This is a genomic window from Colwellia sp. RSH04, from assembly GCF_003545765.1.
GTDB lineage: Bacteria > Pseudomonadota > Gammaproteobacteria > Enterobacterales > Alteromonadaceae > Colwellia.
Genome location: NZ_QXIO01000004.1, coordinates 80,538 through 92,642 on the forward strand (window position 1 = coordinate 80,538; position 12,105 = coordinate 92,642).

A 12,105-nucleotide genomic window follows, 5' to 3' on the forward strand; every position below is an offset into this window, starting at 1 on the left:
GTAATGAAAGCTGATTATGTTTAATTTTTAAAAATTTCTATTTAATTGATGATTAAAGATAGTTTGCTTTTCTATATTCGGTAGTAAATTATCGTTAATCTTCATTAATAAATTCGTTTTATTACTCACAGGAACGTTTTTCTATTTACCTGCGTTTAAATGCTAGTTGCTACATCCTTCTCATTGAACGTTCCATGCGACTATTCTCTTGTGTCATTTTTAATAGCACTTCTTCTATGAAGGCTAAATGGCGATGACTAGCGCCCCATGCTTTTTGTGGCTGACCACTTAAAATAGCGTCTAGTAGTCTTTTACGGTAATCAGTAATTTTGCTAAAAATATCAGGTCGTTTTGCTAATATCGTTAAATTTTGTTCAATATTATCAATTAGCAAATCTGACATGCTGCGCGCTAAGTGCAAAATAACCGCATTGTGAGAAGCGCCACATATCGCTAAGTAAAACTCAAATACTGCCGTTGCTTCTAAGCGAAAATCGTCTTCTAGTTGGCTATTACCAATATCATCATGCTTAGCTTGTATATGTTCAAAGTCGGTAGACGTGCCACGCATTGCGGCATAGTAAGATGCCATGCCTTCAATACCATGACGAAATTCTAATAAATCAAATTGTGATTCATTGCTGTTTGCCATTAATTCAAACAAAGGATCTGCAAAGCCACTTAAGATTTTCTCACTAACAAAAGTGCCGCCACCTTGCTTGCGAACCACTAAACCTTTAGCTTCTAACTTTTGAATGGCTTCACGTAATGATGGACGAGACACTTCGAATTGCACCGCTAATTCGCGCTCTGGTAGTAATTTTTCACCGGGCAGCAAGCTGCCTTCAATTATCATACCCTCTAATTGAGCCATAATAATATCAGCAAGTTTTTTCTGCTTAAGCGGCGCCTGTACTGCAGATTTTTTAGCTGTCATTCTCGGTGTCATTGTGTAACTCAACCAGTATTATTCAGTGTTACTGTGCTTAACTAATAAAATGCTAGACACAAAATTTAGCCCTTCATTTACCATAAATTATTTTGGTAAATTGGTATTACCATTGAAAAACTGGACAATAAAATAGCAAAAAAGAGGGTTAATGACAAGAGAATTTAGAGGATAGCCTGTGTTAGATCAAGGCAATTAATAGAGCGAAAGCTTCATACTGGCGTTTGATTTATTGCTAAGATAATAAAAAAACCATTGGTCTGACCAATGAAAAAGTCATTCAGGTTCGAGCTGAAATATTTTTTCTACAGGAACTTCAAAGTATAAGGCAAGCTTTAAGGCAATAACTACCGATGGAGTAAATCGTCCAGTTTCCACAGTACTAATAGTTTTTCTTGAAACGCCAATCGCATCAGCTAGTTGTTGCTGGGATATTCTTTGTTTACTGCGTAATTTAGCTATATTATTGTCTAGCACATTACTCATCGTTAGACCTTTGTAATAAATATAACACAGGTAATGCATAGCTAATAAAAATTAGCCCCATTGAATATTTTGCAAATAACTGAATACTAATACCTGAAAAAAAATCCTCAAAATATGGGTACGCTAAATAAATTACCATCAAGTAGATCCAAACGAAAGAAAAAGCATACCTAACGCCTTGACTGGCAACAAAATTTAAGTATTCATCTTCAAAGTTCCCATAAAAAACAGTAGTCTTATTTATACCCTCCATAGATTTTAATGCCTTGAAGAAACTACCAATTAAGAAAGTCATCACAATAGCACCAATAACTACACACAAGGGTTTTAACCAAGCGTAGATGATAAAGTTTGGTTCAATCGCAATGTATACCCATCCATAAGTAAAATATATACCTAGTATCAAACTTAAGAATGCATTGCGCTTTAAAAAAGTCTCTTCATTTACTGGTAGTGTACTCATATTACTTCCTTGTATTGTTTGAAAAAGTTAACTTTTAGTAACATTAAGATACCTTAAGCTCACAAATGATACCCTAAGGTATCATGGGTATACAAGTTATTTGAATACACGGTACATTCAAGGCATAAAAAAACCGCTAGAATGTCTAGCGGTTTTATAGTTAGTACAAACAGTGACGTTAGTTAATTTAGCACACCCGCTAGCGTGAAAACTGAGATAACAGCCAGTACCAGCAAGACATTACGCTTAGCTAAGCGTACAAGTAAACATGGCTCTGCTGTACAGTCATTCTCATTAACCATAATATCTTCTGACTTCTCTGCTACCTCAATCAATACTTTGTGAGCTGGTTTTTGAAAGTCTAACAAACTATCAAGCCAAGTAGGCATTGCTTTGGTGAAGTGACCTACGAACATATAACCAAAAGAGGTGATTCTTACAGGTAACCAGTCTAACCAAAACACGACATCGTGATGGTTTTGACAGCCCGTTTCAACATTGGGCGGGTTATTAACTTCGTGTTCTTCATCAAGAGGTTGCGATACAGTTTCAGCTTCTGATGCTTGTTCAGTGGCTTCATTACATTCGTCGAGCTTTTTCTTATTGTTTTCTTGCTCTATTACCGTGGTAATTAAGCGATAAAACACAACGCCAGCTGCACCAAATAAAACAAAGTGCAACATTATCGCAATGTAATAACGATAGTTTAACCAAATAAGTGCTTGTCCAAAGCCCATTTGCGGAAGGTTTTTATCTTGTAAAAGCTGCTTATGATGAAGCGCTGTTGTCGTTTCTTCACCACGAAAAGCTGACTGTAAATACTGCTTATAGCTTTCGCGAGTGCCTACACAACCAAAACAAATAATCAAAATAACTGTCGACAGAATCAAGTGCAATAAACCATTATCTACACTATTTAAAATAAAAGCGGTCAACAGTACAGGGAGCACAATAAACAGTATACGGCCAGCTGTGCTTGATTGTTTGTCTTTTAAACTATCTTGGCTATTAAAGAAGCCTTGATACCTTTTATAATAGTGATGAAAACACCACCATGGTGACGACAAAGAACGCTCAGCCGCCAAAGCGATTAGTAAACTTAATAAACTCATAGTACGGTGAATTCCACTCCTATTGCTTTTGTTGCAATGTATTTTATTGTTTTTCTGGTTGTATACTAGCTAATTGATGATGAAAGTGCGGCCAATTAAACGCTTCTCCAGGATCAGTTTTTCTACCTGGTGCAATATCACAATGACCAACAATATTATCCTTTGTTATCGCAGGATAAGTCTTCATTAAACTGGCAGCTATATTAGCAAGTTGTTGATATTGTGCCTGACAATAATCAATATTGTCAGTACCTTCAAGCTCTATTCCTATCGAAAAGTCATTACACCTATCTTGCCCTTTGAAGCAAGAAACGCCAGCATGCCATGCCTTATCATTAAAAGACACATATTGCGTGACACTGCCGTCTCGACGAATTAAGCAATGAGCAGATACTGTTACCCCTGCCAAATCGCAAAAACTCGGATGAGCGGTTACATCGATATTGCCCATAAATAAATCCGTAATATACGAACCACCAAACTCACCTGCGGGTAAAGAGATATTGTGAATTACCAATAAATTAATCTCTACACCTTGTTCGCGTGGCGTAAAGTGTGGCGATGAACACTGAGCAACGCCAGTTAACCAACCGTCTTTTATCTGCAAATTATTACAAAGTACATCTTTGTTGTTCTGTATTAACGTCATACAATAACAAGTAAATTAATCAATATTTCGCTTAGTATGACTGAAGATGACGCAACAAACAAAATAGGGAAGATATTTGTCTGGATTGCTTGGTTAATGGCCATTGCTTTACTGATGTTTTTCTTTCAAGAGGTATTAGACAAACAATTTAACCCTAATACATCGCCAGAAATGCGCTTAACGAGTAGTGGTAAAGCCGAAGTGGTACTTCAACAAAATAGACAAGGGCATTATTTAGCGCGCGGTGCGATTAACGAAATGCCTGTTACTTTTTTACTCGATACTGGCGCAACAGAACTTTCGATACCTGCACACATTGCTGATGATCTAGGTCTTCAAGGGCAAGGTGGGTTTAGAGTACAAACAGCCAATGGCAGCGTAACTGTATATAAAACTCAAGTTGAGCAATTGAGCTTAGGTAATATTATCCTTTATAATGTTGCCGCTCACATTAACCCTGCCATGAAAAGCAATGAAATTCTATTAGGCATGAGCGCCTTAAAAAGAGTAGAATTTCGCCAAACGGGTAAACAATTAATTTTACGGGAACAATAGCAAATGCTAACCACTCAGCTACAAGCGTTAAAAGAGGATATTCGCCATACAGTGTCATGGGCACTTAAAGAAGATTTAGGCGCAAGTGCTGAGCAATCAGCCAAAGCAGATCAAGATGTTACTGCTATGCTGATCCCTGAGAATGAACAGGCTGTTGCCACGGTAATTTCTCGTGAAGATTGCATTATTTGTGGTGTTGCTTGGGTGAATGAAGTGTTTGCTCAACTAGATGAATCTCTAGGCCATAGTGGCGACAAAGCAACTAAAATTACTTGGTTCGTTAATGACGGGGAAGCTGTTGAAGCCAATACAACTTTATTCGAACTTGAAGGTTATGCTCGTACCTTATTAACGGGTGAACGTGCTGCACTAAACTTTTTACAAACCTTATGTGGTACAGCCACTATTACTAGTCAATATGTTAAAGAGCTTGCTGGCAGTAATACTAAATTGTTAGACACCCGTAAAACCTTACCAGGATTACGTAGCGCGCAAAAATATGCCGTGTTATGTGGTGGAGGTGTTAACCATAGAATTGGCTTATTTGATGCCTTTTTAATTAAAGAAAACCATATTGCAGCCTGTGGTGGCATCGATAAAGCCATTGCCACAGCAAAAGCAAATCACAGTGATAAGACCGTTGAAGTAGAAGTTGAATCCTTAGATGAGTTATCACAAGCATTAACCGCAGGTGCAGATATCATTATGTTGGATAACTTTACCCCAACAATGATTGAACAAGCCGTTGCCGCTACGCGTGGTAAAGCCAAACTAGAAGTATCTGGTAATATGACCATTGAGATTTTGCGCGAATACGCAAAAGCAGGTGTAGATTTTATCTCTTCAGGTGCGTTAACTAAACACGTACTTGCGGTTGATTTATCTATGCGATTTAAATAATACACGGTTTATTCGATAACTCTCGCCCTATATCTAACAAGCGGTATTAACTTAATATCGCTTGTCCTGCTCGAATAATTTCCTGAGATAACGACTTATTAACCCCTTTCACCAATACCCAACTATGCCAATATAAATGTCTGATTAGTTGTTTATCTGGGCATAAATCAATAAGTTCGCCTGAATTAAGCTCTTGCTCTATTTGCAATTTAGGTAATAAGCAATAAGCCACCCCTGCTTTTGCTAAGCCAACAAAGGCTTCTGAAGACTTAACGGTATGACAATAGTACTCAGTCGCAGCCAATGTAAAGTGCTTAGCGATATAGGCGGTATGCATATCATCTTTGTGATCATAACTAATCGCTGGTGCCATTTTTAACGTTTTTTTCGACACCCCCTTTGAAAAGTATTTCTCTTTAAAACTCTTTGATGCGACTAAACAATATTCCATTTTCCCTAAGGTAAAAGATCGATAACCCTTCAATGGCTTTTCTTGGGTGCTAACGGCACCAATAGCCTCTCCAGAGCGCAATTTATCTAGGGTATTATTTTCATGCTCAATAATTATATTTAATTCAATTAGTTCTTGTTCAACAACCGGGGTAATCGCTCTAATAAACCAAGTTGCCAAACTATCAGCATTAACAGCTATCGCTATATTTAACGGTTTTAATGGCTTATCGGGTAACAAATTAGGTAATAACTCACTCTCTAATTGCTGTACCTTTTTATAATGGCTTAGTAATTTTTCTCCCGCCTTTGTTGGCATAATTGGCTGATTACGAATGAGTATTGGCTGTCCGACCGCTTCTTCTAGAGACTTAATACGCTGAGAAATAGCCGACTGACTTATAAAGAGTTTTTTAGCTGCTAACTCAAAGCTTTGATTTTCTATAATCGAATTTAATGCAGATAATAATTTGTAATCAAACATGACAACAACCTTCATAAGTTTTACTTATGATAGTTAAGATTTATTAATTATATTTATAACATAAAAAGGCGCAAACTTCGCTCATCTTAAAAACGAATTTTTAAACGGAGAGTGACGATGAGTTTATTAGTAATGACCAAAGGGTTTACTTTAGCATTAAGCATGATCATTCCAATTGGTAGTCAAAATTCTTTATTGTTAAATCAAGGAATTAATCGTAACCATCACTTAATGACCGCAAGCTTATTTGTGCTATATGATGTGATATTAATGTCACTTGGCATCTTTGGCGGCAGCTTGATTTTATCAAGTAGTGATTTGCTCTTTACCCTGCTCACATGGGGCGGTATCACCTTTTTACTCTGTTATGGCTGGATGTCATTTAAGTCGGCTTACCTTAGCACTGCATCAAATGCCGTATTAAGTGCTAAACACAAATCAGCGAAAGTTATTATCATGACGAGCTTAGTGGTAACTTTTTTAAATCCACACGCGTATATTGATACCGTTATGGTTATTGGTAGTGTTGGCGGACAATACCAAGGTGAAGCAAAACTAGCATTTTTAATCGGCACCATTTTAGCGTCGATGGTATGGTTTAGCTGTTTAGCGGTTGGTGCAGCCAAGTTTTCACATCATTTAAGCAAACCAAAAGTTAAGCGTGTTATTGATACCTTAATTGGCCTCGTTATGTGGGGTATTGCCTATTCATTACTAATGACATGGCTGGCGAGATAGTTATTTTAAATGGGGCCTGTTGTATTGTATAAAAAACCATTTTTAACTATGGTGTAATATTATTGATTAATAGGGAATTAAAATGAATCGAACTCATCTCTTTAAAAGCTGTGCTCTATTGTTTATTACTTCAATAGCTGTAGGTTGCTCTTCAACTAATGCACCAGAAGTTTCAGAAGACGGTTTAAACCTTAAGGTATCTACCCGCTCTACTATTGCTTATAAAAAGCCCGATATTGATTTTGCCGTTTATGACCAAGTACAAATTATGCCAAGTACCGTTGCTTTTAAGCAAAACTGGTTACGAGATTACAATCGAAATACTGCTACATTATCAGCAAGGGTTAAAGAAAGTGATGTGATAAAAATAAAGCAAGCGGTTGCTACAATGCTTGATGAAATTTTTATCGAAGAATTCAGCAAAGGCAAAGGATACTCTGTTGTCTCCACGCCAGCAGCAAACACATTATTAATAAAGCCTTCGATTGTTAATTTAGATGTTAATGCGCCCGATTTACCTTCTGCCTCAATATCAAGAACATATACTAGAGAATCAGGAGAAGCGACCTTGTTTTTAGAGATATATGATAGCGTTAGCGGTGAAATACTCGCTCGAGTATTAGATACGCAAGGTGGTAGAGACAATGGGTTTTATCAGTGGTCAAACCGAGTATCAAACCGAGCTGATGCTCGACGCATTATCAGAGGTTGGGCAAAAACATTAAGAACTAAATTTGATGAAGCACATGGTAAATAAATGTAAATATAAATATAAATAAATGATAGTGCTTTAATAAACGAAAGGCTGACATGTTAGATATACGTCAGCCTAATTGATTAATCAAAAAACTATTTTAATTTACTGACAAATGTTTGTCTAAATTTAGCCAGCTTAGGCGACACAACCGCCTGACAGTATTGGTTTTCAGGGTTATTATTAAAATATTCTTGGTGATAATCTTCACCACAGAAAAATTCACTGACTGGAGTTACTTGCGTCACAATAGGTTCTTCAAAACTATTCGCGGCTGACAATTCATCAATAATATTATTCGCTATTTCTTTTTGTTGTTCATCATAGACAAATATTTCAGAACGATACTGCGTGCCTATATCATTCCCTTGACGGTTTAATTGTGTCGGGTTGTGTAAGGTAAAAAATATTTCTATTATGTCTTGATAAGAAATAATGCTTGCATCGAATTCAAGCTTAACAACCTCCGCATGCCCTGTATCTCCTTTACATACCGCTTCATAACTTGGTGTACCTGTTGCTCCACCCATATAGCCTGACGTAGCATTAATAATACCTTTTAAACTGTTATACGCTGCCTCAATACACCAAAAGCAACCGCCTGCTAAAACTGCTTGTTCATAATTATTACTAGTTGATTGCTCTGTCATAGTGATCTCTTCTGTTACTTAAACTAACTCAATAAGCAAAGCATATATCACAGACGTTTAGACGTCTATAATTATTTTTCTGATCTTTATCAACTTTATGTTTTATCGATTACTTTGTTGTTAACCATTCGGGTAAGATAACCTAATAACTGACCTAAACTTCAAAGATACGCTGTTAATTTATGCCAAAATTTATTAGTAGGGCCAATCAAATTCAAGCTATTATTGCTTTGCGATCTGTTGCCATCACCATACAACTCTTACTTATTTTTTTCGTTAATTTGGTTTTACAGTATGAACTACCTTGGACCCCACTATTTAGTGTTATCGGGGTAGAAGTACTTTTCACCCTCATTAGTCGTGCTTATTATGCAAAACATCAACTAAGAGACGATAACTCCAGACAAAGAGCAGTGTTAATTCAAATTTGTGCCGATATTTTATTTTTATCGTTTTTACTGTTCTTTAGTGGCGGTGCAACAAATGCCTTTGTGTCACTGCTGCTAATACCTATAGCCATTGCCGCCGTTACATTAACACCTATATTACTGGCTATTGTAGCTTCTTTGGCTATTGCGTCTTACAGTGCTTTACTTTGGTTCTTGCCTATGAGCGTTATGCACGGCAACATGGAGGGGCACTTCATTGGCATGGGTATCAACTTCTTATTTTCAGCCTTAGTTGTTGCACTCGTTGTCGGTAAAATGGCAAGAAGCATCAACCAGCAAGAGCTTGCCATCGCAGCTTATCGTGAAGATTTATTAAAACAGGAACAAGTCACCTCTTTAGGTGTTGCTTCTGCTCAAGTTACTCATCAGTTAGCAACGCCTATAGCAACCGTACAATTACTTTCTGATGAATTAGCAGAAGATTTTCCTGATAACCCTGTAATAGAAGATATGCAAATACAACTGGCTCGATGCCGAGATAGCCTATCGGAATTTCGAGAGATGGTTTTTTCAATTAAAGAGCAAACCATCGCACCATTGAGCACCCAAGAGTTAATTGCTCAAATAAAAGAGAATATTGATGTTAATTACCCTGAAGTTATCCTTGAGTTAAACACCAAGGAGCAAGATAATGTCTTAGTTAAAGCTGATGCTGCACTATTACCCGCAATATTAAATTTGATAAATAATGCTATACGCGCCAGTAAAGCAAATAGCAGCCAAGCATTAAGTATTACCAGCCAACTTATTGATAATAATTGGCAGCTCATTATAAGGGATTATGGCTCAGGCTTTACCTTAGAAAAGCTTTCAGAGCTTGGTGTTCGCCCTGTTGATAGCGAGCAAGGGCTTGGCATGGCAGTGTTTTTAAGCCACGCCAGTTTAGAGCGATTAGGTGGTAAATTAACACTAACCAATCATCAAAAAGGTGGCGCTTTAGTAACATTGAGCCTACCAAACATACAAACTGAATCATTGTAATATGCCTCAGTTGTACCTAATTCAGGGAGAATAATAATTGAAATTACTTATTGTTGAAGATGATGAAATTTTTGCCAACACTTTAAAGCGACGCCTTGAAAAACATGGGTACGATTGCCTTCATGTCGATAATAATAATGATGCACTTTTAGCTTGTCATAGACATATGCCCGACTATATCTTGCTTGATATGAAGTTAGCACAAGAAACTACGCTTAATATTATCACCCCATTAAGGAAGTCACGTCCTAATAGCAGAATCATCTTATTAACGGGTTTTGCGAGTATTGCTACAGCAGTAGAGGCAATTAAATTAGGCGCGGATGATTACTTAGCAAAGCCAGTAGATACCCAAACGCTATTAGCAACACTCAGTGACAGCAAGGCTGCTTCAATAGAGTTAACAGATGACAGTGACGAAACCTTATCCGCTGAACAAGTTGAATGGCAACATATTCAGCAGGTATTAAAAGCGAACCAAGGTAATATTTCTGCAACAGCAAGACAACTGTCGATGCACAGAAGAACCTTGCAGCGCAAACTACAAAAAAGACCAGCAAATAGTTAATGTTTGCTGGGCTTTAACGTATAGCGATTAAAAATTATAGGCAATGTGTTGATGAAACCTTACTAACACTTCATCTTTACTTGCCGAAACTTGTAGCGTTTCTGACACTTCTTTCATTGCTTGCTCTATTTGATTAAGAAAGCGACCAAAACCATGTTCTGTACTGTTTTCTTTTGTAGCAACAAAAATAAAGTGTACTGTATCGGTTAATTCATTTGCATCCCATTTACTAACAATGCCACAGGGCAATTGTTCAGGGTTATAACCTAACATTTGCAGCTCTCCAACACGGGATACGATTTCATGAATGCTATAGCGCACAATTGGAACCAAACCATTGGCAATTAGTGCAGCATTATTGAGGTTATAATGCTGCGCGGCTTGCGTGAAAGCATTAGTAATGTGTGCGTAAAGAGGGTTGTAAGGATCTTTTGCACTGTGATCTAACTCAACTAACTGCATCAACTCATTACTGATATTCAAACTAACAACGGCATAGTTCATTGCACTGTGATACTCGGGCACAATAACTTGTTGACTTTGATAGCGCTTTTCAATGTGTCTCAATTTATGTGTTTGTGTGTTAAGACATCCCTTTTGCTTAGCAAACAAATCATAAGTTAAATGTTGGTGATCTCTCAGTCTGACATCTGAAGCATCCAGGTTAACCGCTTCACATAATTTATTAACGACTTGTGTCACTTTTTGATGAAAATATGCTGCATTTAAACGAATATCGTTGCCTGTGGCGAGAAACAATAAACTGATTTTTTTAGCACGTTTTGTCGCATCAAAAAAAGCTTTATTGAGTTGGTGATGCTCGGGATTGTAATAAAATAGAATTTGTTGATTGGTTTGCCATTGATGCATTTCTTGACTAAATCTTACTCTGGCCAATTTATCATTGGCAATAAACTGACAGTTACTCAATTCAAACCCTTCTGTTATTTCAAAAAAGAGGCTAGATAGTTTTTGATAAGTCGCATAATAGGGCTGTGTTGACTTTTCATCGATAAAGGCTGATATTGTCGCTAATAACTCATCAGTTAATGTAAACTCCGCTAAAATATACTGATTGTCCCTAAGGTTATTAGGCAAGTACGCTTTGTGAGCTGCACTTCGTTTTCTAATGATCGACATAATAATTCCATTACTTTTCAGTCTAATTAATGAGCGCTATTCTAGATTGGTTAAATGACATTTTTGTGACTTATTAATGTCATTAAAATGACAAGATTGACTTACTGTTTTGTGTTAAATTTATAACGATTATTTAATAGCTATGTTGGAGTATTACACTTGCAGGTTGAACAAAAAACACTCGTTGAAGCAATTAATCAAGTGATGCCTTTTGGCAAGTATGCTGGGCGAAAGTTATTACAACTACCTGAGCCATATTTAGTGTGGTTTCATTCCAAGGGTTTTCCTGAAGGTAAGTTGGGAAGTCAACTTGCATTAATGTATGAAATAAAACTAAATGGCTTAGAAGGCATGTTAAAGCCTCTTTTACAGCAGGATTAAATCCTACTATTAACTAAAAAACCTTAGCCCTCCTATAAATCAATTTTTTCTATAAACGAACTTTTTTATTAAAAATAATTATATATGTTTTTACTAAAAACCTGTTTTAACAACGTAATTTTTTTAACCGTTTTATCTAGCTTTTTTGAAGCCTAAAATTTTATTTTTTCAAGTATGAAATCAAAACTTTTTTGCTTGCATCCGTAAGTAAAATCTTCTTAAATAAATCGTCTATTTTCTAAGCATTTCACTATTTTGAAATACGGATTTTTCTTAGAAACACTCAGAAAATAATAGGCAATTAGTACTTTCAACATAAAGTATGAATTACCAAAAAACTACGTAGTACTTATTTATAAATAGAATTTTCAAAGAGTTACGGGGTATTTTATGAGG

At 36.5% G+C, this 12,105-nt stretch carries 15 protein-coding genes; 7 read left to right on the plus strand and 8 right to left on the minus strand.

Annotated features, from left to right (window positions below; genetic code table 11):
* Positions 1-169: 169 nt before the first annotated feature.
* The 5 genes from pdhR to ampD form a co-directional block, all read right to left on the minus strand.
* Complete coding sequence (gene pdhR / locus D1094_RS08065) at positions 170-937, minus strand: pyruvate dehydrogenase complex transcriptional repressor PdhR (protein WP_118959874.1); 768 nt, start codon at positions 935-937, stop codon at positions 170-172.
* A gap of 288 nt (positions 938-1,225) precedes the next feature.
* Positions 1,226-1,435, minus strand: coding sequence for a helix-turn-helix transcriptional regulator (locus D1094_RS08070; protein ID WP_182440130.1), 210 nt, complete (start codon positions 1,433-1,435; stop codon positions 1,226-1,228).
* Entirely contained in the window at positions 1,428-1,898 is a 471-nt protein-coding gene (locus tag D1094_RS08075) for a hypothetical protein (RefSeq protein ID WP_118959595.1), read from the minus strand. The genes D1094_RS08070 and D1094_RS08075 overlap by 8 nt, the downstream gene beginning before the upstream one ends.
* Positions 1,899-2,080: 182 nt before the next feature.
* A complete protein-coding gene (ampE, locus tag D1094_RS08080) occupies positions 2,081-3,010 on the minus strand; it encodes a beta-lactamase regulator AmpE (protein WP_118959596.1) in 930 nt (309 codons plus the stop codon).
* Positions 3,011-3,053: 43 nt separating this feature from the next.
* Positions 3,054-3,659: a 1,6-anhydro-N-acetylmuramyl-L-alanine amidase AmpD gene (gene ampD / locus D1094_RS08085; protein WP_220452536.1), complete on the minus strand. Its 606-nt coding sequence runs from the start codon at positions 3,657-3,659 to the stop codon at positions 3,054-3,056.
* A 36-nt stretch (positions 3,660-3,695) separates the two neighbouring features.
* Here ampD and D1094_RS08090 point away from each other — a divergent pair, with 36 nt between their 5' ends.
* Complete coding sequence (locus D1094_RS08090; RefSeq protein ID WP_118959597.1) at positions 3,696-4,214, plus strand: TIGR02281 family clan AA aspartic protease; 519 nt, start codon at positions 3,696-3,698, stop codon at positions 4,212-4,214.
* A gap of 3 nt (positions 4,215-4,217) precedes the next feature.
* Positions 4,218-5,114 carry a carboxylating nicotinate-nucleotide diphosphorylase gene (gene nadC / locus D1094_RS08095; protein ID WP_118959598.1) on the plus strand — a complete coding sequence of 299 codons (897 nt, stop codon included), beginning with the start codon at positions 4,218-4,220 and terminating at the stop codon, positions 5,112-5,114.
* A gap of 46 nt (positions 5,115-5,160) precedes the next feature.
* Here the strand turns inward: nadC and D1094_RS08100 are convergent, their stop codons facing one another.
* On the minus strand, positions 5,161-6,063 hold the full coding sequence (locus D1094_RS08100; RefSeq protein ID WP_118959599.1) for a LysR family transcriptional regulator ArgP: 903 nt from the start codon (positions 6,061-6,063) through the stop codon (positions 5,161-5,163).
* 102 nt (positions 6,064-6,165) lie between these two features.
* Here D1094_RS08100 and D1094_RS08105 point away from each other — a divergent pair, with 102 nt between their 5' ends.
* Both D1094_RS08105 and D1094_RS08110 read left to right on the plus strand, forming a co-directional pair.
* On the plus strand, positions 6,166-6,786 hold the full coding sequence (locus D1094_RS08105) for a LysE/ArgO family amino acid transporter (RefSeq protein ID WP_118959600.1): 621 nt from the start codon (positions 6,166-6,168) through the stop codon (positions 6,784-6,786).
* A gap of 82 nt (positions 6,787-6,868) precedes the next feature.
* Positions 6,869-7,543, plus strand: coding sequence for a DUF3313 family protein (locus D1094_RS08110; protein ID WP_118959601.1), 675 nt, complete (start codon positions 6,869-6,871; stop codon positions 7,541-7,543).
* A gap of 92 nt (positions 7,544-7,635) precedes the next feature.
* On the opposite strand, the gene msrA is transcribed toward D1094_RS08110, so the two are convergent.
* Positions 7,636-8,190, minus strand: coding sequence for a peptide-methionine (S)-S-oxide reductase MsrA (msrA, locus tag D1094_RS08115; RefSeq protein ID WP_118959602.1), 555 nt, complete (start codon positions 8,188-8,190; stop codon positions 7,636-7,638).
* Positions 8,191-8,372: 182 nt separating this feature from the next.
* Here msrA and D1094_RS08120 point away from each other — a divergent pair, with 182 nt between their 5' ends.
* Positions 8,373-9,620: a sensor histidine kinase KdpD gene (locus D1094_RS08120; protein WP_118959603.1), complete on the plus strand. Its 1,248-nt coding sequence runs from the start codon at positions 8,373-8,375 to the stop codon at positions 9,618-9,620.
* A gap of 37 nt (positions 9,621-9,657) precedes the next feature.
* The gene (locus D1094_RS08125; RefSeq protein ID WP_118959604.1) at positions 9,658-10,188 is read left to right on the plus strand and encodes a response regulator transcription factor; all 531 of its coding nucleotides are present in this window, start codon (positions 9,658-9,660) and stop codon (positions 10,186-10,188) included.
* A gap of 27 nt (positions 10,189-10,215) precedes the next feature.
* Here D1094_RS08125 and D1094_RS08130 read toward each other — a convergent pair whose 3' ends face one another.
* Positions 10,216-11,328, minus strand: coding sequence for a DUF3083 family protein (locus D1094_RS08130; protein ID WP_118959605.1), 1,113 nt, complete (start codon positions 11,326-11,328; stop codon positions 10,216-10,218).
* Positions 11,329-11,487: 159 nt separating this feature from the next.
* On the opposite strand from D1094_RS08130, the gene D1094_RS08135 reads away from it, so the two are divergent.
* Entirely contained in the window at positions 11,488-11,709 is a 222-nt protein-coding gene (locus tag D1094_RS08135) for a DUF3820 family protein (RefSeq protein ID WP_118959606.1), read from the plus strand.
* Positions 11,710-12,105 lie beyond the last annotated feature (396 nt).